The sequence below is a fragment of the Tautonia marina genome (assembly GCF_009177065.1).
Classification (GTDB): Bacteria; Planctomycetota; Planctomycetia; order Isosphaerales; family Isosphaeraceae; genus Tautonia; species Tautonia marina.
This window is the reverse complement of the sequence record NZ_WEZF01000002.1, coordinates 299,613-323,120: the sequence shown is the minus strand read 5'-3', so window position 1 is coordinate 323,120 and position 23,508 is coordinate 299,613. Positions and strand designations below refer to the sequence as shown.

Annotated in this window: 21 protein-coding genes; 7 read left to right on the top strand and 14 right to left on the bottom strand. The window is 62.5% G+C overall.

The features are described 5' to 3' along the window. Positions 1-7: 7 nt before the first annotated feature. The 3 genes from GA615_RS03865 to GA615_RS03855 all read right to left on the bottom strand — a co-directional run bounded on the left by GA615_RS03865 (position 8) and on the right by GA615_RS03855 (position 3,046). Positions 8-526: a 3-hydroxyacyl-ACP dehydratase FabZ family protein gene (locus GA615_RS03865; protein WP_152049939.1), complete on the bottom strand. Its 519-nt coding sequence runs from the start codon at positions 524-526 to the stop codon at positions 8-10. A gap of 245 nt (positions 527-771) precedes the next feature. Beyond that, a complete protein-coding gene (locus GA615_RS03860; RefSeq protein WP_152049938.1) occupies positions 772-2,079 on the bottom strand; it encodes a homoserine dehydrogenase in 1,308 nt (435 codons plus the stop codon). Positions 2,080-2,290: 211 nt separating this feature from the next. Continuing rightward, positions 2,291-3,046: a 3-keto-disaccharide hydrolase gene (locus GA615_RS03855; RefSeq protein ID WP_235905058.1), complete on the bottom strand. Its 756-nt coding sequence runs from the start codon at positions 3,044-3,046 to the stop codon at positions 2,291-2,293. A 281-nt stretch (positions 3,047-3,327) separates the two neighbouring features. On the opposite strand from GA615_RS03855, the gene GA615_RS03850 reads away from it, so the two are divergent. Beyond that, positions 3,328-3,756: a hypothetical protein gene (locus tag GA615_RS03850; RefSeq protein WP_152049937.1), complete on the top strand. Its 429-nt coding sequence runs from the start codon at positions 3,328-3,330 to the stop codon at positions 3,754-3,756. 60 nt (positions 3,757-3,816) lie between these two features. Here GA615_RS03850 and GA615_RS03845 read toward each other — a convergent pair whose 3' ends face one another. Together GA615_RS03845 and GA615_RS03840 are read right to left on the bottom strand one after the other, a co-directional pair. After that, on the bottom strand, positions 3,817-4,290 hold the full coding sequence (locus tag GA615_RS03845) for a hypothetical protein (protein WP_152049936.1): 474 nt from the start codon (positions 4,288-4,290) through the stop codon (positions 3,817-3,819). A 300-nt stretch (positions 4,291-4,590) separates the two neighbouring features. Beyond that, positions 4,591-5,328 (bottom strand): SDR family NAD(P)-dependent oxidoreductase, encoded by a 738-nt coding sequence (locus tag GA615_RS03840; RefSeq protein ID WP_152049935.1) that lies wholly within the window; start codon positions 5,326-5,328, stop codon positions 4,591-4,593. A gap of 190 nt (positions 5,329-5,518) precedes the next feature. On the opposite strand from GA615_RS03840, the gene trpA reads away from it, so the two are divergent. Then, complete coding sequence (trpA, locus tag GA615_RS03835; protein WP_152049934.1) at positions 5,519-6,337, top strand: tryptophan synthase subunit alpha; 819 nt, start codon at positions 5,519-5,521, stop codon at positions 6,335-6,337. 70 nt (positions 6,338-6,407) lie between these two features. Here trpA and GA615_RS03830 read toward each other — a convergent pair whose 3' ends face one another. From GA615_RS03830 to GA615_RS03820, 3 genes are all read right to left on the bottom strand, one after another. Continuing rightward, a complete protein-coding gene (locus GA615_RS03830) occupies positions 6,408-6,695 on the bottom strand; it encodes a hypothetical protein (RefSeq protein WP_152049933.1) in 288 nt (95 codons plus the stop codon). A 129-nt stretch (positions 6,696-6,824) separates the two neighbouring features. Continuing rightward, a complete protein-coding gene (locus GA615_RS03825) occupies positions 6,825-7,097 on the bottom strand; it encodes a hypothetical protein (protein WP_152049932.1) in 273 nt (90 codons plus the stop codon). 503 nt (positions 7,098-7,600) lie between these two features. Next, a complete protein-coding gene (locus GA615_RS03820) occupies positions 7,601-7,927 on the bottom strand; it encodes a hypothetical protein (RefSeq protein WP_161602153.1) in 327 nt (108 codons plus the stop codon). A gap of 406 nt (positions 7,928-8,333) precedes the next feature. On the opposite strand from GA615_RS03820, the gene GA615_RS03815 reads away from it, so the two are divergent. Then, entirely contained in the window at positions 8,334-8,930 is a 597-nt protein-coding gene (locus GA615_RS03815) for an RNA polymerase sigma factor (protein WP_161602152.1), read from the top strand. Continuing rightward, positions 8,927-11,173: a serine/threonine-protein kinase gene (locus GA615_RS03810; RefSeq protein ID WP_152049929.1), complete on the top strand. Its 2,247-nt coding sequence runs from the start codon at positions 8,927-8,929 to the stop codon at positions 11,171-11,173. The genes GA615_RS03815 and GA615_RS03810 overlap by 4 nt, the downstream gene beginning before the upstream one ends. Before the next feature lie 621 nt (positions 11,174-11,794). Here GA615_RS03810 and GA615_RS03805 read toward each other — a convergent pair. Next, complete coding sequence (locus GA615_RS03805; RefSeq protein ID WP_152049928.1) at positions 11,795-12,232, bottom strand: hypothetical protein; 438 nt, start codon at positions 12,230-12,232, stop codon at positions 11,795-11,797. 310 nt (positions 12,233-12,542) lie between these two features. Here GA615_RS03805 and GA615_RS03800 point away from each other — a divergent pair, with 310 nt between their 5' ends. Further along, positions 12,543-13,682 (top strand): endonuclease/exonuclease/phosphatase family protein, encoded by a 1,140-nt coding sequence (locus GA615_RS03800; protein ID WP_161602151.1) that lies wholly within the window; start codon positions 12,543-12,545, stop codon positions 13,680-13,682. 46 nt (positions 13,683-13,728) lie between these two features. Here GA615_RS03800 and GA615_RS03795 read toward each other — a convergent pair whose 3' ends face one another. Continuing rightward, the gene (locus GA615_RS03795; RefSeq protein ID WP_235905057.1) at positions 13,729-14,427 is read right to left on the bottom strand and encodes a hypothetical protein; all 699 of its coding nucleotides are present in this window, start codon (positions 14,425-14,427) and stop codon (positions 13,729-13,731) included. Positions 14,428-14,874: 447 nt separating this feature from the next. Here GA615_RS03795 and GA615_RS03790 point away from each other — a divergent pair, with 447 nt between their 5' ends. Continuing rightward, positions 14,875-16,092 carry a HEAT repeat domain-containing protein gene (locus GA615_RS03790; RefSeq protein WP_152049925.1) on the top strand — a complete coding sequence of 406 codons (1,218 nt, stop codon included), beginning with the start codon at positions 14,875-14,877 and terminating at the stop codon, positions 16,090-16,092. A 122-nt stretch (positions 16,093-16,214) separates the two neighbouring features. Here GA615_RS03790 and GA615_RS03785 read toward each other — a convergent pair whose 3' ends face one another. The 4 genes from GA615_RS03785 to GA615_RS03770 form a co-directional block, all read right to left on the bottom strand. Next, complete coding sequence (locus GA615_RS03785) at positions 16,215-17,249, bottom strand: tetratricopeptide repeat protein (protein ID WP_161602150.1); 1,035 nt, start codon at positions 17,247-17,249, stop codon at positions 16,215-16,217. Positions 17,250-17,295: 46 nt separating this feature from the next. Continuing rightward, on the bottom strand, positions 17,296-20,073 hold the full coding sequence (locus tag GA615_RS03780; RefSeq protein ID WP_152049923.1) for a tetratricopeptide repeat protein: 2,778 nt from the start codon (positions 20,071-20,073) through the stop codon (positions 17,296-17,298). Positions 20,074-20,190: 117 nt separating this feature from the next. Further along, entirely contained in the window at positions 20,191-20,598 is a 408-nt protein-coding gene (locus tag GA615_RS03775) for an iron-sulfur cluster assembly scaffold protein (protein ID WP_152049922.1), read from the bottom strand. A 50-nt stretch (positions 20,599-20,648) separates the two neighbouring features. Further along, entirely contained in the window at positions 20,649-21,917 is a 1,269-nt protein-coding gene (locus GA615_RS03770) for an aminotransferase class V-fold PLP-dependent enzyme (protein WP_152050096.1), read from the bottom strand. Between the two features lie 151 nt (positions 21,918-22,068). Between GA615_RS03770 and GA615_RS03765 the strand changes: the two genes are divergently transcribed. Further along, a complete protein-coding gene (locus GA615_RS03765; protein WP_152049921.1) occupies positions 22,069-23,496 on the top strand; it encodes an oxidoreductase in 1,428 nt (475 codons plus the stop codon). Positions 23,497-23,508: the final 12 nt, after the last annotated feature.

The following is a 23,508-nucleotide window of genomic DNA, read 5'->3' as shown; positions in this document are numbered from 1 at the left end:
CCAAGGTTCAGGAGCCGTTCTGGCCAGCAGTTCGGGCGCTGGTTGGGGAGACGATCGGGACACCGATGATCCGGCCGTGGTAGACCATGGCGTCGTCGACGAACCCTTGCGTATCGAAGATGGTTTGGCGGCGATGGAGTCGCTGAGCCTTGCCGACAATCACCAGTCGATCTCCGGGGCGGACCTGACCCCGGAAGCGAACGTCCTCCATGCCGCCGAAGCCGAGGAAGCCGTCGGGGACCAGTTGCACCGCCTGGCAGAAGTAGCTGCAAAGCTGCGCGGCGACCTCGCAGATGAGGACCCCCGGCATGAGTGGGAAGCCGGGAATATGCCCCCGGCACCAGAACTCATCGTCCGTGATGTCCTTGTAGCCGACGATCAGGTTTTGCTCGGTATCGATCTGAACGATCGCCGAGAGTTGCTCCATCTCGAACCGCTGAGGGTTGAAGCGACGGATTTGTTCCTGATCGGCGACGACTTGGGTCAGATCGATTTCGCTGGGCGTGATGAAAGCGACAGGTGGCATGAGTTGATCGGTCCCCTCCGGGAGCCGTCTCGCGACCTCGGCAAATACGGGACACCGTCGAGGCACGGGCCTCCGGCCCGGTCGGCTCGGCAAGCGTGATCAAAGCCCCCTCCGGGGCGAAAGACCTAGGTATGATGACGATCTCGCCACCCTGAGACAAGTCATTTCTTTTCTGTGTTCACGCTGCCTGGGACCCGACAGGGGTCAAGGATCGTGACGGAGCGCGTGGACACCACCTCGAAGCGTCAATCCTCGACTCCCAGCCGGACACTCGGGGGGGTGACGATGGGCAGAAGGTCGATGGACTGGAGGGCGGCGACCAGGTCGGCCTCGGAGGCGGGATGGGTCATGATGACCAGGGGAACGGGGGCGTCGGGGTGATCGTCCTCGCCCGGATCGTGCTGAATGACACTGGCAATACTGACACCATGCTGCCCGAGGATCTGGGCAATGGTGCCGAGCACGCCGGGACGGTCGGCAATCATGAACCGAAGGTACGAGCGGCCTCGGACATCTCGGGGAGAGCAAAGCCGGGGAGCGGGGGCGTCGGCCGGCCAGAGATCGAGCGATCGGGCCGTCAGGGCGGCCCGGCCGATGACGACGTCGATCAGATCGGCCAGGACCGCCGAGGCCGTCGGCCCGGCTCCCGCTCCGGGGCCAGACATCAGGCTCGACCCGACAGGATCGCCGAGAGTCCGGATCGCGTTGTCGGGCCCGGAGACTTCGGCCAGTGGAGATCCCCGGCGAACAAGCCGAGGGGCAACGCGAAGCTCAAGGCCGGCGTCTCCGTGATCGCGGGCCACGGCCAGGAGTTTGACGGTGTATCCCAGTTCGGCGGCGTACTGGATGTCGGACGATTGCAAGGTGTCGATCCCCTGTCGAGGGATCATGTCGGTCGTCACCGAGGCGCCAAACGCAAGTTGAGCGAGAATGGCCAGCTTGTGGCTGGTGTCGGTGCCATCCACGTCGAGGGTTGGATCGGCCTCGGCGTAGCCGAGTTCCTGGGCCTGGCGAAGGGCCTCGTTGTACGAGAGTCCCGACCTGGCCATGCTCGACAGGATGAAGTTGCACGTGCCGTTCAGGATGGCCGCCAGGGCTGAGAATCGGTTCGCCGCCAGCCCGACTCCGATGGCGTTGATGATTGGAATCCCGCCGCCCACGGCTCCCTCGAAGGCCACCGAGCGACCGGCCCGGCGGGCCGCGGCGAAAATCTCGGCACCATGCTCGGCCAGCAGGGCCTTGTTGGCCGTGACCACATCCTTGCCGGCTTCCAGCGCGGAAAGAACTGCGGTCCTCGCCGGCTCGATCCCGCCCATCAGCTCGATGACGACGGAGGTCTCCGGATCGGTGGCAACCTGGATGGGATCGGTGACGTAGCGATCCGGCAGAATCGGGACGTTTCGGGATTTCTGAGGATCTCGAACCGCGACCTTGCGGACGACGACCGCTCGGCCGACTCTGCGGGAGAAGGCGCCTTGCTGATCGTCGATCCTCCGGGCCACCTCCGCCCCGACGGTTCCCAGGCCCAGCAGGCCGATGGCGACCGGTTGCATCGATCCTCCAAGTTCCTCAAACACGCGGAAAGAATCTCATTCGAAAGACACGATCGGAACGCTCGGAACGTAAGGATGGCCGATCACCAGTTCGCGACCCCGATCGACCGATCACTCGCGGTGATCGATCGGATCGGATTCGCCCAGGGGATCGGCCATCCTCGCATCGATCGTCATCCGACCATCGAAGCACGATCTGGGAAGCCGGAACTTAGTCGAGCGACTTGATCCGGATGTTTCGGAACTGGACGAGGCTCGGCGATCCGGTGTACTTGCCGTCGCGATAGCCGCCGTGGTGCTGCAGCGAGAGCGGCCCTTCCTCAGGAGCGCCGGGCAACTGGGCCTCGTCCAGCACGGTGACGTCATTGAGGACGACGGTCAAGCGGTCCCCCTTCATGGTGATCTGGAAGGCGTTCCATTCGCCGACGGGTTTGTCGGCCTGCGTCTTCGGCGTGACACCGGCGCGGACCTCGGCGGGCATGGAGCGATCCATCCGGTAACCGTAAACCTCTCCCGAACCGATCGGCCAGCACCAGATGTTGACCTGGCACTTGCTCGACCCGCGGAGGAAGACACCCGAGTCGGAATCAGGCAGCGCGAGGGCCATTTCCTCGCCCTTGATGTCGCGGGCGTGGGTGCCGTCCGGCAGGACGTAGCGGACGTTCGGATTAATGTTCGGGGTGTCGGTGATCTTCCACTCCAGTTCCAGCACGAAGTCGCCATAGGATTCCTTGGAGACGAGGTCCTTGACCCCCTCGGCCTCGCTGCGGGCGTCGTAGTCAATGACCGGTCCGCCATCGACCTCGATGACCTTCCAGTGGCCGCCGTCCCCCTCGGGGACGATCCAGTGGTCGAGGTTGCCGTCCTTGAACAACCAGGTCCAGCCTTCGTCATCGGCAGAGAGGGCAGGGCTGGCAACGATCGCGATGGCAGCCATTGCGGCGCACAGCGAGGAGTGGAATCTCATCAGTCGGATCCTCCCGGGTGGGGACGTCAATCGATCGAGCGGGCCTCGCAAACCTTGGAGACGCTCAGGTCAGTCACGCTATCGGGCTCGGGCCGTCCCGTCAATCGTCCGGCGGGCCGAGAAACGGTGGCGATTCTGACGATTGAAGGGGTTGTGCCTTGATCGACTTGTACGGAAGTCCATCGACACGGCCTGGTAAGAATCGTAAACTACGAGCAATCGCCGAGATGACGCAAGGCAGAGAGACTGCGCATCAACCGTCCAATCCGAGGGAGGCGTCCATGGGACCTGCCGAGATCGTCATGAGTCTCAAGGAACTCTGCGCGGAGGAAGGCCCCAAGATCCGCACCGAAACGATCGTGGAGTGGATCGACCGCCAGGGCGGCTTCGATTCCGAGGCCGAACTGATTGCCTACGCCAAGAAAATGAAGGCGCGGCAATTTGCGCGTCAACTGACCTATGAGGATGAGGAAACCGGTCTCAAAATCAAGCGCCTCTGGAGCTTCCGAGACCCGGTCACTCGGGAACGCTACTACAACGACATCCTGCAACTACCCGAGGAACAGCGGCGACGCCTGATCATTCAGTATTCCCACTTCCTCGATCAGCTTCGATCTGTTCGCCGCGCGATGGCCGACTATTTCGCCGGCCAGGAGTTTTTCCCCTTCTACGTCGGCGCAGACGCAGACGGCGAGTTTGAGGACGATTAACCGGCCCCGATCGGGCATGTTCGGGACCGGCTTTCCTCCCAGCAAACCATCACCACGCGATCAGTTCGGCCGGCGTCGGGGGGTGTCTCGGATCGCAACGCTGCTGCTGCGCAGGTAGAAGGTTTTGGACAACTCCGGAACCGTGTCGGCATCGGGCTGGGGTAGGAGACGGATGCTCCGTTTGAAGGTCTGCGATGCACCTTCGGGGTCGGTCAAGACGATCGCCAGGGCACAGTCACGATCGGCGCTGAGGCTCCGGGCATCAATCGCGATCTGGCCGAGCTGAGCTGGATTGCCCTGGGACTGCTCGACCTGGCGAACGACCGGCTTGAATCGGCTACCGGGATTCGCCGGCTTGATCTCGACCTTCCAGCCTTGCTCGACGCCGGAAATCTGGAGATCGAGCTTCACGGTATTGTTAACCGTTTCGACCGTCGGCTTCGGCTTCGGAGTCGGTTCGTCGGCATGGGCAAGGTTTGCCAGGGGTAAGGCCAGCAGCGCCACAAGGATTCGGGGGCGAGCGACGATCGGCATGGGGAGCGGCTCCTTTTGCCATCCTTGGTCGGGAGTCGGCGACCGAACAGCACGGTCCAGGAGGACCAGAGGTCGCCGAGCGGGACGAGACTCCTTCCTTGGAGCGCCGCGCGAGGCCGATCATCGGGGGAGGGTGCAGAATCTGGCCCAGCACGGGTTTGAGAGCGCCGGGCCGGCGCGGATCGTCGGCAGGTGAGCGGGTACTCTATCGCGAACGTTCGAGGCGGGCAAGGCCGACTGGACCGGAGAGGAGGGAGATCGGCCTGAATCCGCTCGACGCGTCGCTCGATTGGTTTCGGCTTACATGGTCCTGCCGCCGTCGATGACCAGGATCTGGCCGGTTGTCAGGGTGGCGCGATCGGCCAGGTACAATATCGCCTCGGCGATGTCGTCGGGGGTGGCGGGGCGTTTCAAGGGAGTGAGGGTCATGGCCTCTTCGACCATGTTCTGGTGATCGGCCAGCCATCGGGTCTGCACGGGACCGGGGGCTACGGCATTGACCCGAACCTCCGGCGCGAAGGCTCGGGCGAAGCTCTTGGTCATGGTGATCACGGCCCCTTTGCTCGCCGCATAGGGAATTGAGCTGCCCGAGCCGGCGATTCCGGCGACCGAGGCCACGTTGACGATCGAGCCTTGCCCTTGCTTCAACAGGGGCATGGCCGCCCGACAGGCATAAAAGAGCCCCTTGACGTTAAGCTGCAGGATCGAATCCCAGACGTCCTCGGTCAGTGCCTCAAGGTCCCGATGGGCAATAAAATGCGTCGTCGCCGCGTTATTCACCAGGGCATCGAGCCGCCCGAAGGCGTCTTGCGTGGCGGCGATGAGCCCCCGAACCTCCTGATCGACTCCCACATCGGCCCGGACAACCCGAACATCGGTTCCCCGCGATCGCACGCCGTCAGCGGTTTCCTCGGCTTCGGTCTGCGATCGCGAGTAGTTGACGACCACATCGTATCCGGCCTCGGCGAACTGCCAGGCTGCTGCGCGTCCGATTCCTGCCGCTGATCCTGTCACCAATGCGACTCGTCGTTCTGCCATTGTCGTGATGCTCTCTTGACCAAGGGGTGTTCCCGATCTTCTTTGAAAACCTTCGGTCGCCGACCGATCGGCCCGAGGGCCGGATTGTGGTACTCTAGTGCGATCGAGGTCGGCGGGCCATGACTCGGCGATCGTCCGCAGGCCGACCCACCCTCGCACCGAACCGCGGGCCGTCAGGACCCGACGAACCATGAATCGAATCGACGCCTTGTTCGCTCGTCTCCGATCCGAAGGCCATCGAGCGTTGATGCCCTTTCTCACCGCAGGCGATCCCGATCTGTCGACGACCGCGGCCTTGATCCGAGAAGCGGTCCGTCGTGGAGCGCACATGATCGAGGTCGGGATTCCCTACTCCGACCCGATTGCCGATGGACCAGTTATTGCCGCGAGCTATCAGCGGGCGCTCGACTCGGGAATCAAGCTCGGTCCGATCTTCGACATGATCGCCGCTCTGCGTCGAGGCGCTGGAGGAGACGCGGTCGAGGTGCCGCTGGTCACCATGTCGTCGTACGCGATCATTCATCGCCGAGGCGTCAGCCGCTACCTCGACGAGGCGAAGGCCGCGGGAATCGATGGCCTGATCGTGCCCGACCTACCGGTGGAGGAGGCCGGTCCCCTGGCCGAACTGGCGGCCGAACGGGACCTCCGACTCATTCAACTCATCACGCCGCGGACCCCCCGAGACCGCGCCGCCGCAATTGCCCGGACGACAACCGGGTTTATCTATTACGTCTCGGTCGCCGGGATTACGGGGGAGCGGACCGAGTTGCCGCCCGACCTGTCCGAGGCTGTCGACTGGCTTCGCACCCAGACCGAACTGCCCATCTGCATCGGCTTCGGGATTAGTCGCCCCGAACATATCCGGGCCCTGGCTCCGGTTGCCGACGGCTTGATTGTCGGGAGCGCTCTCGTTCGACGCCTTGCCGATGCCTCGGAAACCCCCCGTCAGGAACTCGTCGATCGGGTCGGGGCGTTTATCGAGGAACTGGCGGGCGCGTTGCCGTCCTGATTCGTGGAGAAGGAGGGCGATCCCTTGCGGCTCTCCCTTCATTGCTGGGTGCTTGCCCGACGAACCCGCCTCACGGGGCGGCCTTGACCGAGGCAAGCCGATCCTGGATGACCGCCCGATACGCATTCGGGTCGGTCCCTTTGGGAGAGGCGATCCCGATCCCGACACAGGCGCTGATCGGGACGACCCGGACGATATTCCGCTCCTGGTCACCCAGCAGGGCCACTCGGGTTTCGCCAAGCTGCGCGGTGTTGTCCCAGTGACACCGAGACGCCGATCCATCGGCCAAAAAGAGCATCACCTCGGGCATTCCGGCGTCTCGCAACTGTTGCCAGAGTTCAGTAATCAGGTCGCCCATGTCCGCCATCCCTCCGCAATCAGGCGGGGCCCGGGATTCCGAATGAACTCCCCGCGACCGTCCGCCCCAAGGAGTCTAGGACACCAGGGACTCGTGGCAGTCAGAGTTTGGTCCCGTGAACCCTGCGATTCAGACGGAAACGGCGTATTTGGGACCCTGGCCCGTCAGAAGCCAGTGAGGCTCGACTCGGGTCAACGCAAGAAACCGCAGCAGTACCTCTCCGGGGATGGCGGTTCCGTGTTCGTAGTCAGACCAGCGATGGAAGGGCAGATGAAGGGCCGAAGCCAGGAGCGGCCCGCCGTGTTCGCCATACAACTCGAACCGCACCTCGCGAATCCGGGTTGCCACCTCGACCCGGATCGACGGCCAGTCCCAGTTCTCAGGAAGTTTGAAGCGATTCATGGCGAAACGATGACCTCCGGACTTCCCCGAAGGACGCGCGACGTGATGTGCTATTTCTAGACAGGATGACTTCTAATTTAGCTTGCTGTCGGCGCGGCGTCCAGTCTCGCAAATCTCTCCGACCCCCCATTTCGATCGGCTGCTCTCGATTCGTACGCCCAAGGAGGGAGTTCGATGACGAGTGATGGAAGGGATTTTCCGGAGGTTCGAACGAATTCTCAAAAATTGTCTGTCGCGGCTCGTCGGGGATTACGGTTCTCGGTGTGGCGAGTTGAGCAGGTGAGATCTTTGTCGCTGCGATGAGGCAGCAAGAATCTCAATCCGCTCGACACTCGCGTTCCACTGCAGGCGAGGGAACTGTGCTGGCGACACTGATCTCAACCCGATGCCTGGCAGATCGGATCCGCCAGGCCTATCTTCGTCGACGTCCATGGTGGACAGGCGTGGATCCCGATGCGGCAGTCTGGTCGGCCTCGGCGGCGGCTTTGATTGATGCCCACTGGTCAAATCCGCATCTCCCGCTCGATCCCGAACTGTTCGTTAATTCTCAATCTCAATGTTATGCCGTTGCCGATCCGTGGGGTGACCTGGTCGGCCCGGCGGCGGTGCGTCGCTATCGGCGTCGAGTGGCTCGGATCGTTCGGCGCCTTCGTTTCGAGTTGCGTACGGAGCTGCGATGGATCCGAACGCAGTCTGCTCGAGGCGTCTCGGTAGAAACGCAACTCGTGCAGGGCGGACGGAAGCTTTCGCCCCTTGGCCGCTACGTCGCGGCCATCCGGCTCGGTCGCCCTGATCTGGCCGCGCTCCTTCGTGACGATGCTCTGCGTCAACACGCCGGCTGCCCATTGTATCAGTTGGCCTGTCGTGGTCTCTTGCCCGCAGACCGCTATCCGATCGCGGTTCTTCCGCCTTCCCCCTTGGCGCCGCTGCCGATAGGTGCTTTCGTCGGTTGGAATTAGGTCGATGCTCGCCGACGAGAGCGATGAGTGGGGCAGTCGTTGGTTTCGATGGCTCGTGGCCAGGGGCTCTGCATTGTGGCAACCCGTACGATCCTGCAGAATTAACGATGCCACAGTAATCCAGGGGATTTCCCTTTTCTTTCTGGGCGTCTCTGTGGCACGATAATTCTTGTCAGAGAAGCTGGCGTTCGCTCTCGGACGGCCGTCGACGTCTATGCTAAACATAGCCGCAGTAGGGGCCTCCGTCCTCGAACCTGAACTCTTGAGGAATTCCATCATGCATGGCTCGTCAGGGCGGTCGTTTGATGGCCTATTCGCTCGTGCGCAGACGGGAGATAAGGACGCCTGGGAAGAGTTGTTCCGCCAGTGTTACCCCAAGGTCATTCGGGTCGTCCGCAGGCGATTGAATCAGCCGATGCGCTCTCTTTACGATTCGGCCGATTTCGCGAGCGATGTCTGGCGAAGCTTACTGGCCAAATCGGATCGATTCGATTTTCCGAATATCAACTCCTTGCTTGCCTTTCTGGAAAAAGCCGCGACCCAGAAAGTGATCGACGAGCATCGAAAACTGAACAGTCAAAAACGGGATCAGTCTCGGACTATCAGTCTCGACGCAAATCTCGAAGGGTTCTCCGTGGGAATGCAGGTGCCTTCAACCGACCCGACGCCGAGCCAGTACGCCGTGGCCAATGAAGGGTGGCAACGGGTCTACGAACGACTCGACGAAACGCATCGCCGCGTGCTTGAGATGGCTCGACAGGGCTACTCCACCCGGGAAATTTCCAAGACCGTGGGCTGGGAAGTGAGGCAAGTCCAGCGGGCGCTCAAGAAGTTGGGTGATGCCTGGCTCTCGAACGAGAGGTCGGGATCATGAACGCCTCCTCGGCGTCTCGGCCACTTGGTCTTGTGCCGGTTTCTTCCTCCACACAATTCCAGGAACTGTGGGAACTCTGGAAACGCAACGGCCAGTCTTGCTCGGACCTCGTCGGTCTGGTCAAGGCTGACCTCCAGCGGCGTTTTGCTCAGGGAGAGCGGCCGGCCGTGGCCGCTTACCTCAGTGCCTTGCCTGCTCTGCGCGACGACTCGAACTGGGTCCTCAGCCTGTTGTACGAGGAGTTCTGCCTGCTCGAAGAAGTGGGGGAGGCTCCCAGTCCCGACTCGTTCTGCGACCGCTATGAACCGTGGCGTGACTCGCTCATCTCGCAACTGAACTATCATCGGGTCATCAGCCAGGCCGCCGGTGGCATGCCCCGATTGCCCCGTTTCCCCGAGCCCGGCGAGTATTTCAAGACCTATCACTTGCGGTCGATTCTTGGCCAGGGCGGGGCTGCCCGCGTCTTCTTGGCAGAGAACGAGGCACTCGGTCGGCGGCCGAGTGCTCTGAAAATCTCGGCCAATCGGGGGGAAGAACCCTCGATCATGGCTCGACTGAAGCACCGGAACATCATGGAGGTGTATTCGGTCGACTTTGATGAAGAGACCGGTTTGCGCGGCCTCGACATGCCCTACCTGCCCGGGCTGCCGCTCGATCAGATCCTGCAACGGATGCGCCTCACGCCTCCAGAAGCTCGCACCGCCCAGACCCTGCTCGACGCCATCGCTCCCGAAGGCCACACCGTCAATCTGGCTCAACCCGGCTGGGCGGATTTCCCTGGCGGATCCTATGTGGATGCCTGTCTCTGGATGACCGCGAACCTGGCCGATGCGCTGGCTCATGCCCACGATCGTGATGTCCTGCACCGGGATGTGAAGCCCGCCAACATCCTGATTTCCTGTTCCGACGGTCCCCAACTGTTCGACTTCAATCTGGCCCACGATCCGCACACTCCGGAACGCGCCGAAAGTGCCCTCCGGGGCGGAACCCTCCCGTACATGGCTCCCGAGCAGCTCCGAGCCTTCCTTGATCCCAATCACTGGGACGATGTCGGCCCGAGTGCCGACCTCTACGCCCTCGGGCTCGTGCTTCGGGAATTGTTGATCGGCACCCGTCCAGAAGCCCCTCCCGCCAACGTTCCGCTGCCTCGGACCATCAACGATCTGCTGGACGTTCGCTGTGCCGGCTGGCCGCCGACCCGGATCGACAACCCGAACGTGCCTTATGCGCTCGATGCGATCATCGCACGGTGTCTTGCCTTCGACCCGAGCGATCGCTACCCATGGGCCGAAGCGCTTGCGGAAGACTTGCGAGCCCTGCTCCAACGCCAACCCCTGATCCACGAGCACAACCCCAGCCATCGAGAACGCCTGGGATTCTGGCTGTACCGCAATCGACGCAGGTTGGTGGCTTGCGCGACGACAGCCCTGATCCTCTGCGGTGGGATCGCCGTCGCCCTTGCCGGGAAAGCGATCTTTGCTCCCGAGAACGTGGCTGCGACCTCCGTCTCGCCCAAAGAGGACCACCTCGATCTGGGCACGCTTCTCTACGAACGGTCTCAAAGAGACGTCTTTTCCGAACAGAAGGCTCGTGATTTCCGATCGGATGCAACCACCGAATTTCGAGCGGCAATCCACAAAAACCCCTCGACCTTGAAGGCGTGGGGTGTCAACCTGCGTGCCTATCACGGGCTCGCCCTGATCGCCCGAGATGAAGGGGACGAGAAAACGTTCGAGCAAATGCTCGCGCGAGCAATCGGCTCGTACGAGGCCCCGGGCCAGGCTGATGTATTGGACCTCGGACTTGACGAGTGGATGAGGGAACATCGGCCTTATGTCGCGAATCTGTATTTGCAGAAGATCCTCATGGCCAACGGAAAATTTGAACCCTTGCTTCGAAAGACTCAGATTCGTTCCAAGGAGGCCCAGAATCTCGCTGTGGAACTTCGTGGTGTCTTGCAGGATGTCAAGGTCGCGTTGAGATACGCGGAGGAAGCTTCGTTGGCAATGCGAATCGACATCCATTGGGCTGCTGCGTATACGTATGGGTTGATCTTGACTCAGGCAACGGACGGTGATGATCGGGATCGCTTGACTGAGGAGTTCGAAGCCATCGTCGCTCGTGCCCTTGATCAGATCGAGGACGAGGATTCTCAGGGCGAACTCAATCAGTTTACTCAGCGCTTCAATCGGCTTCGGAGTGAACTGTCCTCCTGGGATAAGCGCATAAGTCAGTTGGATTGACTCCGAGTGTCACGGGGTGGGCCTTTGCTGAGGCTCACACATCGGCTGCTGTGGATTGGCATTCCTCCTGAAGTTCACGAAGCATTTCGGCCATCATCTCGCAAAACGATTCGTCCGTTTGGCTCTCGTAAGTCGGGGGTGCCACGGGTTCGGGGGCTGGTTCGCTCTCGACGAGGGAAATTTCCAGCGGGGCCACGCTGACCGGAACAATTCGAGTCGGCAGACCGTCAACCGCAGGAACGAATCGAGAAGAACGGGGCGAACGTCGTCGTTGGCGAATCGCGAACATGGTAAGACCCTTGAACGGACGAAGACCGCTAGAATCGATACGTCGAATCGCGTCTGTGTGCCAGGATGTACGCCGGGCGCACCCGCACGATGCTCGGTTCGTTGAGCAGCGATTTCATTCAACCGAACTCACCACGATCAGATTTCTTCATCGGATCGATGGGTCGAGAGTTGTAGGAAAACTCTCCGTTCGGTAGGCAAGAGGGTGTGGACTCTCTGGTTGCGTGTGCTGGGCGGTGATTCACTCCGCCACTCCAAGGACCGGATTCCCGCTCCGATTGCGACACGATTTCCGACATTTGATCGGAAAGTCGATCCAATGGCTCTCTGAACCTAGTTCATGGCGAGGCTGGCCATCGCCAGTACGATCCCGGCATGAACGGACCAAAGAACGGTCCGAATCCAGTTACTGCGCACGAGCGATCGGCAGGCGACGGGATCAAACCCCGAAGCGAGTCGATGGTGCAGGGGAACCTGAACCATCGCGGTCACGACCCACGTCATGATGGCGACGATCAGCCCTGCAAGTGCAAGCCAGTTCGGAGTTCCCGAGGGGGGCGCCACGACCAGTCCCCCCGCGCTGATCAGTTCAGCGAGCATGGCTGGTGCAACAATCGGCCCGATGCGCCGCACATGCTCGGCATGGTAGCGACCGAACGCACCGGGGCTCACCTCACTGAGCAGCGGATAATGAACCAACTGAACCAGCCAGATCAGCCCCGTCATGAACAGGGTCGAGCCGAGGCAAACCAGGAGCAGCAGCACAGGCATTCACATTCCTCAGAGGGCTCAGCGACCACTTCAGTCGACGCAATTCAGGGCAGGGCATGTCCAGACTGTCGGATGACCAGGCGATGACAATACGTTTCGTTCCGAGAGACACTAGTACGCGGTGATGCTCCGCATGCCTTGAATTCAAAAAAGATTTTACGGCGAATCCGAGGTCTCAACAAGCAACGCCGACGGCACCCGGCTAGACGGCCGGAGGGCCCAGAGACTACGATCCGAACGTCCTGTAACGTCGTGGTCCCCGTTGGTTGACCACTTCCGGATGCGAGAGCTCAGGGAGAGGAGTGCTGAGATGCCCCGTCGTTCGAATGCTCGAGACCTGCAATCCATGCTGGTCAGACTCATTCGACGCGATCCTCGCTGGTTGATCGCTCTCCTGGTCCTTGCGGGGATCGTGTTCCTGCTCGACTCGTTTCAGCGCAATCCCAGAACCCAGGCGCCCGTTCCTCCAGCTTCGACAGAAGGCTATTTGTTCTGTTCCTGGAACGTCGAGAACCTCTTTGACGATGTGGATGATCCCAAGAATCAAGACCCCCTGGACTCCTGGTTCGCGAGCGATCCGAAAGCGCTCGAACACAAGCACAACTTGCTCGCCGATTCACTCCTTTTGATGAATGATGGCCGAGGACCTGACATCCTCGCGCTGGTGGAAGTCGAGAACCGTCGCGCGGTGGAATTGCTTCGCCAGGCGATCAATCGTCGCCTCCCAACCGAATGGCAGTACACCGGGATTGCCCACCAGGACAACATTTCAGGACGGCGCATCGAGCCGGCCATCCTGACGCGGCTTCCTCTCGACCCGAGCGGCACGCGAACCTTCCCCGCCGGGCGTCGCCTTCTTGGGGCCAGAATCACGATCGACGACCAACCACTGGAGATCCTGGTCGGACACTGGACGAGCCGTCTCACCGATCAAGATGGCGCGAAACGCCTCTCGTATGCTCAGGAAATGTATGCGACGTATCAGGAGATCGAAAAGATATCCGAGAAAAATGCGGATGTGCTAATTTGCGGCGATTTTAATGATGAGCCGGATGATGAATCGCTTCGGCTCGGACTTCGGGCGACTGGCGATGTTTCCTCGGTGGTCGCTGGGGCTGGGCTCGATCAACCTCGGTTGCTGAATCTCCTCGCCGGTCGAGATCCGGAATCGTTCGGAACCTATCGATATCGGAACCGCTGGCAGATTCTGGATCATCTTATCGTCTCCCCCGGCCTCCTTGAAGGAGAGGGGTGGACTGTTGCGGTGGAGACCCTGCAAACGATCAACGGGCCATCGCTCCAGGATGGTCGCGGGGGGCCATTGCGATTCGGGGATCAGAATAACCCCAACCCGCGAGGACCCTCCGATCATTTTGCCGTGTGTGTTCGCTTGCTGCCTCCTGAACCGGAAGCGCCGGAGGGGAGCCAGGAGTTGGCGATGACTCCTTGAGCGCGTGGTTCAGCACTCCTGAGATCCCCTCGTGTTCAGAACGGCCTTATTCCGCCTGATCCATCAGGACCGGACGCCCAGGAGAGGAATCGGGCCGACGAGCCTGTTCAATGATCTGTCGAAAATGCCCCTGCGTTTCTTGCGGCACCTGAGGGTGTGACGAGATCACCTCCTCGGCCCAGTTCGGATACGTTTCCACCAGGCGGCCCATCAAAGAGACAAACCATCCCGCTTCCTGAATCTGATCCACGAGCAAGCGTTCGATCAAGGGACGAAAGGTCTTGGCAACGGCACGCCAGCCCTTCGAATCCACTTTGACAAACGCTTCGACCTCGTGCTGAATCCAAGGGCTTCCACTCGCTTCCTTGTAATAGTTTGTATGCACAATCAGGACGATGCGCCCTTCGAGATGCGCCGGCCCGCGAGGGCTGCGGTATTCCAGGTTGCACAGTAACGCGTGCATTTGTGGAGATCGCAGCACGAAACTCCAGGTTGCCGTCGTCCCGTTCCCGTCAGTCCCCTGGTACAACCCGGGCGCAATCTGCATGAGGCGGGCGGGACTGGTGCTCAGGTCCTGCCAGAGCGCCAGCGTCAGCGCCGGCTCGTTCAGGAGACTCAGATACAGTTGCGGATTGCAAGGAAACGTTTCCGGCTGCCCCTTGTGGTGGAAGCTGTGTTCCGTGATCACCTCGGCGACCTCGGCCCGAGCTTCAGGAGCGACCTGATGCAGCGGGAGAACCTCCATCGGGTCGATCCGACGATTCCCCAGCAGCCCCGATGACCCTGGACCCGCGCCCGCGGTCGCGACCACCGCCGCGGCTACGACTACGGCCGACAGCGTCCTGCCCGGCACTCGCCTTATCATGGATCTCACCCCCGATCGAGACTCCCTGCGTCGTCAGAACGCCGATCGTCCCGATCTCTCGCATCCCTGCTCAATCCTCGTCGGCCAGCCGTGGTCCGGCCTTCCTCTTGACTCCTTTGATCGGCCCCCTCATTGCCTGAAAATGACAAGAAAAGACCCGACCCGAGAATTTCTGCCCACTTTGGTAATTCTGGAAGTTTGGGTAATTTTGCCTCGGTCAACCTGATCTTGTCGGACTGGTCCGGTTCGTTAGGATGACCGTCGCCCTCGGTGAGAGGGAGTACGGATCAGGTCGAACATCGAGCCGGCTGACGCAGGGAGGCGACCATGCCGCTGGGACGTGGGGCACAGATGGGGCTGGGGTTCGTGGGCGTCGCGGGATTACTGACTGCGGCCGGACTGGCCATGACGATGGCACCTTCGGGCGCTCCGGTGGCCGATCCCGACCAATCGGTCACGTCGGAGACGTCTTCAACTCCCGAGAATCCGCCGGCGCAGCCACTGACGGCGCGGGCCGGTTTGCTCGCGCAGGGTGATGTCGAGTCGTTGGTTCAGGCGAATCATGCCTTACGAGCGACCTCGGAGTCAGACCAGGGCGAATCGGACTCGGCGGAACCGTTGACCGAAGACCAACTGAACGCCTGGCTCGACGACCTGGCGGGTCTGGGGTCGGGCTTCCGTCGGTTTGGGCCGGTTGATCGCAGCCGGGTGATGGAACTGGTCGGTGTCGGGCTCGATCGGATGACCGTCAGCCCGGTTCCCGATCGCTGGATCGAAGCGTTGACCCCCTCGGCGGAGCTGTTGACGGTGGGTCTTGCCGACGCCTCTCCGGCCGTCAGGGCAGGGGCCGCCGAGGTGCTTGGGCGGGTCTGGGCCTGGCAGCCGGGCGCACCGATCTGGCCCGATGCCGAGCGAACCGTCGCCACCTGGAAAAACCGCCTGCACACCCCCTTGGTCGCCTTGCTCGACGACCCGGAACCAGGCGTTCGGCTGGCCACGGTCATTGCCCTGGGCAAGCTGCCGATCGACGCCATGGCCGAACCGGCGGTGGCTCGGATCGCCGACGACGTTCCGGCCGTTCGAATGCAGGTCCTCACCAGTTTTGCTCACCGGCGCGACGTGTTGACCGATGACGCGGTCCTGCCGCTCCTGTTCGATCCCGAGTCTCCGGTCGCACTGGCGGCTCAATTTGTCCTCAAGGCCCGAGGGCTGGACGATGATCTGATCGGCCTGGCCAAGTTGCTCTATCACCCCCGGGCGGATTTGAGGGCATCTGCCATCTCTCAGATTGAACGTCGAGACGACATCGACCCGATTGTCTGGCTCGACCGTCTCTCTCGTGATGAGGATGAAACGGTCCGATCGAAGGCGATGGAAGCGCTGAGCCGACTCGCATCGCCCGATGCCCGTCGTCGCGTCGCGGAGATGGCGGCCTCAGACCCCTCCCCAACGATCCGAGACGCCGCCCGTCGCGTGCTTGACGACCTGACGGCCGACCTGCCGCCGCTTCCCGGTGCACCGGATCTTTATCCCCGAGCCAACTGATCCTCGTGTGACGACCGAATGCCCTTCCAGGTCGCTCCGGAACGCCCCGCCTTCGCCCGCGGGGCGTTCGATTGCGCGCAAAGGTCGTTGGGTGGTTCGGTCGGGCGAGCCTGACGCCAGGATTACGGGGCTGTTGCGGTGGCGGCCGGCAGGTGACGACTGTTGGGGTACTCCTGCTGGAGGCGTTCGACGACACTCGCAGCGCGATCGTCTCGATCGAGAATCCGCCAGAGCTGAGCGATGGCGGCGAGAGACCGGGCATGCTCGTCGGCCAGGCTCGGGTAAAGGATGTCCGTGTTCAGGTAGGCGAACAGGGCGTCTCGGGGTTTCCCGGCCGCTCGAAGGCAATCGCCGAGGGTATTGTAGGCCGGGGCCAGGGTCGAGGCGTCTTCCGGATCAGCCTCGTCGATCACCGAGCGGACTACCTGTTCCGCTTCGTCAAAGCGGCTGAGACCGGCCAGGGCCTCGGCCCGAGCCAGATCGGCTCGAATCCGGGCGGGGCTACCCTCGGGCAATCGGCCGACCAGGGTCTCGAGTTCCTGAAGCGCCTGTTCCGACTGCCCTCGCTTGACCATCACCTGTGACCTCAGGACCGCCGCTCGGTCGCTGGCCCAGGAAAGTTTGGCCAGATCCTGAAGCGCCCGGTCTGCGGCGTCGTAGTTCTGGGCGTCCAGTTGCAGGGTCGAGAGCAATTCCAGGGCCGGGCCATAATGTCGGCTGCTGGACAGCTCCGTGGTGATTTTCGTGAGGGCGTCGATCGCTGCGTCTCGCTTCGACGGATCGACTTGAGCGCGTCGGGCCAGGGCCGAGGCGCTTCGGAATCGGGCGTCTTGCGCGAGGAGTGGGTTCTTCACCTCGCCGGCGGCTTGCTGGTACAGCTCGGCGGCCTGTTCCAGGTCACCACTGTTTTCCCTCACCCTGGCCTGCGTGAAGGTCGCGCCGGGGGCGTCGTAGGTGATCTCGTCGATCTGGTCGAGCGGAACATCTCGCCCCGCGATTCGCACCAGTTCCGGAGTTTCCCGCTCCACGTTTCCGCGAATCCGGCCTCCGGGAGCGGTGATGGTCGAGCCGGGCACAAGCACCACGTCGTCGGCCATCGAGGCACTTGCCAGGGCCAGGACGAGCAGCAAGGCCCAGGGAGATCGATGAGAGTTCATGCGTCGTGATGTCCTCGGGTCGAGAGTTCGGTTCCGGAGCGCGAGCTCATCCGCCGGCTCGGCGGAGAAGCTGCTCATAGTTTTGCTTGATCTCGGGAGAACCGAGCGTGTTCGACAGGGCCATGACACTCTTAAGCGTTCTCCGGGCCGCATCCTTGCTCCCCTTGTTGAACTGGCAGAGTGCGACGTGGTACCAGCATTCGTAATATTCCGAGGGGCGGGGGCGAGCGCCTTCAAGCCGCTTAGCAAGGTCTTGCCAGTGCCGGATGGCGACATTCCAGTAGCCCGGCTCGACCGCGGCCCAGTCTTCGAGAACCTGGCATTGTTCCATCAGAAAATCGAGCGCCTTGGGATGCTCGGCCACCAGTTTCGCCGAGACGGACCAGGCATCGTTGAACTGCCCGGCCTGCCGATGGGCTCCCGAGAGCTTCAACCGGGTGCGGAGCAGGCGATCACTGTCCGGGAACTCCTCGATGACCCGACGGAAGATCTCGATCGCCCGATCGGGACGCTCAAGGGTGAGCATTTGCTCGCCCGCCCACTGAAGCGATTCGTACGACTGGTTCGATTGCCGTTCGATCAGGGCTTCGAGAAACTGCTCGAAGGTCTTCCGGCTGGCTTCAAGCCTGGCGCGGTCTCCGGCCTGGCGTTGGGCTTCCATCTCCGTTTCGAGCAACCGGCCGAGCGAGAAAAACAGTTGGGTCAAGCGTTCGCCCGACTCCACCGCTTCAAGCAATCTCATATCCTCAATGGCCGCTTCGGTCTGGCCGTCGGCGATGTGGGCTTGAAGCTGGAGCTTCATCAAGCGGAGATAGAGTTCCTCCGTCCGTCCGCTCATCGAGGAGGCTGAGCCAAGCACTTCGGTGTGAGGGCCGATGACCTTCAGGGATTCGCCGGGACGACCTTCGATCAGATGAATCTCGGCCAGATCGGCCGCATTGCTCAGCCGGTCCGGATCGGTTGGCGCGACCCGAGCCTCGATGCGAGCGTCGTAGGTTTCCTGCAGCAGGGCGAGGGCCTTCTCCGCCTCGGCGGTCGCCTCGGGAGATTCGGTCCCTTCGGGGGCCTGCTTCCGCAATTCGAGGCTGCGTTTCCAGTGGGCGGAGGCGGCCTTGGCCTTGGCGTCGAGAATTCGCCCCGAGGTCTTCACCGACAGGTAGGCGTCGATCGCCTCAGGGTATCGACCCTGGCCCAGCGCGATGTCTCCCTGAAGAATGCGAGCGACATCGGCCTGCGACGAGTCGGGCCAGGTGGCAATGGTATAGTCGGCCAACTCTTGAAGACGTCGGAGGTCTTGCTCCTGCCCGCGTCCCTTGAGTGTTTCGTACGCCTGGGCCAGGGCTCCCATACCCAGTTCGGTGGCTGCCAGCGACGAATCCCAGGAAGGATAGCGCCTGGCCAGGAAATTGGCCAGCACCGCCGCCTCGTGATAGCGACCGGCAGAGTAAAGATTGAAGGCAAGCAGGTAGCGGGCCTCGTTTGCCCGGCTCGAATCTCGGGAAGGGTTTACCTTCGTCAGGGCGGCGCGGAGCAGGGCGATGGCATTCTCCCACGAGCGAAGGCCCATCTCCTCTCGGGCTCGGGTCATGGCCTGATCGAAGCTCAGGCCGGCAAGTGTGCGCGCATCGATCGGGCCGCTGGGCCGATACTTCGTCAAGAGCTCCACGGCGTCGGCCTTGTACGGCGACGCATAGGCGACCACCTGGCTCAGTTGTCCGATGAGATCGCGGACCAGCTCATCCTTCCGGGCCACGGCCGCAGTGTAATTGTCTTCCAGCTGGGCGTCGATGTTGCGAGCCAGCTCCAGTTGCACGCCGAGGCGCTCGTACGAGCCGGTATCCCCCCGACTGGCCGTCAACCATTCCCGAGCGAGTCGCTCGGCCAGCGGGAACTCGCCTCGCTTACGGGTGGCGATCACCTTGAAGAAAGCAACCTGACGTTGCAACTCCCGGAGGCGGGGATCTTCATGGGTCAGGAGTTCGTTATAAATGCCCATTGCCGCCCCGAGGTCCCCTTTTTCCTCAAGGCTCTTTCCCTGCCACATCCGGGCGGCGAACCCGGCCATCCAGGTTCGGTACGAGTCGTAGATGGTTTTGAACGAAGTGATGGCCTCATCGAGCAAGCGGTTGCGATCGTCTGACCCTTCGGGATAGGTTTGTGCTTCGTCGTAATCGATCAAGGCACGTTTCAGGATCGCGTCGATCAGGCGGCGCTGGGCCTCGTCTCGGGCCGCTCGTCTGGGGTCGGACTCGTCGAGAAAGGCGACCGGAAAAGCCTGGTAGGCTTGTTCCAGGTCGCTTCGGGCGGCGTCGAAGGAGCGTCGGGCCTCGGCGAAGGCGGCTCGGGCGGCTGCAAGTTTCGCCTCGCGGTCGGTAGGGTCCTCGCTCTCGTCGGCTTTCAGGACGGCGGTCTGGCCTCGTTGGTACAGCACCTGAGCAAGCTGAACCTTGGCTTCCACCGCGAGTTCGTGGCTGGGATGGTTCTTGAGGAAGGCGTCGAACGCGGCCCGGCCCTGGTCGAGCAGCAGGTCGCGCCGTTCCAGTTCCAGGGCGACCTCGGCTTCTCGGAGCTTGTTGCGCCCTTCCTCGAACGCCAGGATCGGTTTCAGCTCGTCCGGGGTTGCGGGATCGGCTCGAAGCGAGGCGATGTACTCGTCGGCCAGGTCGAAATACCCACGCTCGCGCAAGCCTTCGAGAAATCGGAGCGACCGGCTCGAAGGAGCATCGACCGCTTGTTCCTGACGAGCCTCGGCGATGGAGCAAACGCAGGATGCCAGCACCAGCACCGCCGCGATCAGAACCGCGGCGCGACGAAATCGAACCATCGAGAGGGTCTCCCGGGCCGGGGCCGTTGGCAATTCGACGGGAAAACGGACTGGCCGCCGCGTGGTGATCAAGGGAGCTTGCCTGCATCAAACTTTACGACGCGTTCGAGCGGGTCGTCAACCCGCCGGACCAGTCTTCGAGACGTTCGCTCGGGCATCAATCGCCCGGTGCAAGGCCCGAAGCGCGAGCAGGCCGCACTTCCGCCGGGCTGGGGTCAACGGAATGCCGATCCATTCGATCATCCGGTCTGCACCCAGCGCCCGGGCATCTTCGAGACGCTGGCCTTCAATCTGCTCGGCGAGGATCGAGGCCGCAGCCTGACTAATCACGCAGCCGCGCCCCTGGAACCGGGCAAGGGCAATCCGCTCCGGGTCCTCGGTATCGAGCGCGACCTCGAAGTGGATCTGATCCCCGCAGAGCGGGTTATCCAGATCGGCGTCGAGGTCCACCACGTCGAGGCGTCCTCGGTACGGCGAGCTGTCGTAATGGTCGAGCAGTTCTTCGCGGTAAAACGAGTCTTCCATGCGGGGTCGGTCCTCTCTCTGCTGTCGCGTGGGGGGGAGGGGAGATGAGGTCAACCGCTCCGGCGGGACCGTCGATCGCGGAACAGTTCGATCGCGTGGCGGATCGCCTCGGCCAATCGATCAAAGTCTTCGGTAGTGTTGTAGAAATAGGCACTGGCTCGGGCGCTGGCCATCAACCCGTATCGCTGGTGAAGCGGCATCGCGCAGTGCTGGCCGGCTCGAATGGCCACTCCTTCGCGGTCGAGCAACTGGGCCAGGTCGTGCGGGTGAACCGATTCGATGTCCATGCTCAGAATCCCCCCCTTGTGGTCCGGACTCGGGCCGAGAATCCGAACCCCGGGGATGTCTTCCATCAATCGGTGGGCGTGGTCCATCAACTGACGTTCATGAGCAATCAGGGCCTTTGCATCAAACTGTGAAAGGTACTCAACCGCCGCGCCCATGCCGATCGCCTGCGCGATCGGTGGAGTCCCCGGCTCGAACTTGTAGGGCAGGTCGTTCCACTCGGCTCCTTCCCGGGTCACTCGGGTGACCATGCTGCCGCCTCCCCAGGCCGGGGGCATCGCTTCGAGAAGTTCGCGACGCCCGTACAGGACCCCCACACCGGTCGGCCCGCACATCTTGTGGCCGGAGAAGGCGAGAAAATCGATTCCGAGCTTGCCCACGTCGATCGCATGATGCGCGACCCCCTGCGCACCATCGACGACCACGATCGCCCCCCGATCGTGCGCCATGGCGATGACCTCGTCCAGAGGCGTGACCGTCCCCAGCACGTTCGACATGGCCGTGATCGCCACGATCCGCGTCCGATCCGACAGTTGCCGCTCCACGGCTTCGTCTTCCAGACGCCCGTCGTCGGTAATCTCGGCGAAGCGAAGGATCAGGCCCTTTTCCTTCGCCAGCATTTGCCAGGGAATCAGGTTCGAATGATGCTCCAGATCGGTCAGAACGATCTCATCCCCTTCCCGGAGGAAGGTCCGGCCCCACGATTGCGCGACGAGGTTGATGGCGTCGGTGGTGCCTCGGGTCCAGATGATCTCCTCAACCTCGGCCGCACCAACGAATCGGGCCACCGTCTCCCGAGCCGCTTCATACGCCTCGGTCGCCCGTTCGCTCAGGGCGTGGATGCCGCGATGGACATTCGCCGGATACTCCGAGTCGTAGGCTTGCACCGCTCGGATGACGCTCCAGGGTTTCAGGGTCGTCGCCGCGTTATCCAGGTAGGTCAAACGAACACCCGGACGGATTTCCTGGTGCAGTCCCGGGAAATCGGCCTTCAGGTCATCGTGCCGAGGCAAAGGAGAATCAACGGTCGCCATCATGCTCCGGTGGGCTGGCTTCAAGAGAGGGCCGGGCGATATGCTTTCCATCATACGAGATTCGAGGCGATCTTGCTCGGTCTTCCCCCGATCGTTCTCGACCAAAACAATGGGGTTTCGCCCGTCGTCTCGATCCCCGGGAGTTTGCTTCGTGTCCCGATATTTCAAGTACAAAGCCGCCGATGCCCTGCTCTCCGATGCCAAGGCAATGGGGCTCGACATCCGACTCAGTGAGGAACTCACTCCCCTGGCCCAACCCCTGACCATCGGCGGCCGGACGATCGGCAATCGCCTGGCCATTCATCCCATGGAAGGCTGTGACGGGGATCTCGACGGCAACCCCGGGGAACTGACCCTCCGGCGCTACCGACGGTTCGGCGACGGCGGGGCAAAGCTGATCTGGGGAGAGGCCGCCGCCGTCGTCCCTGAAGGCCGGGCCAACACCCGGCAACTCGTCTGCGATGAAGCCCGAGCCGACGGCCTCGCCCGCCTGCTCGATCAATGCCGCCAGTCGCACCGCGAGGCCTGGGGAGACGATTCCGACCTGCTCGTCGGACTGCAACTGACCCACTCGGGCCGTTACAGCGTCCCTCGGCCGTTCCTCGCCCAGCATGATCCCTGGCTCGACCCGCGCACCATCATCGACCGCTCGACGAAACGCTTGGCCGACGCCGACACCCCGCTCCTCTCCGACGACGACCTCGACCGCCTTCAAGATCGTTACGTCGAGGCCGCCGAGGTCGCCGCGCGGGTCGGCTTCGACTTCATCGACCTGAAGCAGTGCCACCGCTACCTGCTCTGCGAACTCCTCTCAAGCCACACGCGCCCCGGCAAGTATGGCGGATCGTTCGAGAACCGAACCCGCTTCATCCGGGAGGTCGTGGCTCGCATTCGCGATCGCCTGCCGGCCTTGATGGTCGCCACCCGGATGAACGTCTACGACGGCATCCCCTGGCGCACCGGGGCCGATCAGGCCGGAGAGCCGGAGCAGGTTTCCTACCCGCTCCGGTCTTCCTGGGGAACCGATCCGCAAGACCACACGCGCCCTGATCTCGACGAGCCGATCCGCCTGATCGGCATGCTCCGAGACCTCGGCGTGGCGATGGTCAACGTCACGATGGGCAACCCGTACGGCAGCCCCCACATCATCCGGCCCTTCGAGTACCCGCCGCCGGATGGCTACGAGACGCCCGAACACCCCTTGATCGGTGTCGATCGGCACTTCCGCGTGACGGAGCAAATCCAGCGGGCCTTCCCCGACCTGCCGATCCTCGGGTCGGGCTATTCCTGGCTCCAGGCGTTCATCTTCCAGGCCGGGGCCGCCAACGTCCGGGACGGTCGCGTGTCGATCGTCGGCGTAGGCCGGGCGTCGCTCTCGCATCCCGACTTCGCCCGCTACGTCCTCGAAGGCCGCCCGCTCGATCGCAAACGCATTTGCCGGACGTTCAGCTATTGCACCGCCCTGATGCGATCGAAGCACAACGACCTGGGCCAGTTCGCCACCGGCTGCCCTCCCTTCGACAAGGAGGTCTACGACCCCATCTGGAAAGAGGCGCAGCAGACAGCCCCGTCGACTTGAGGTTCACGTTGG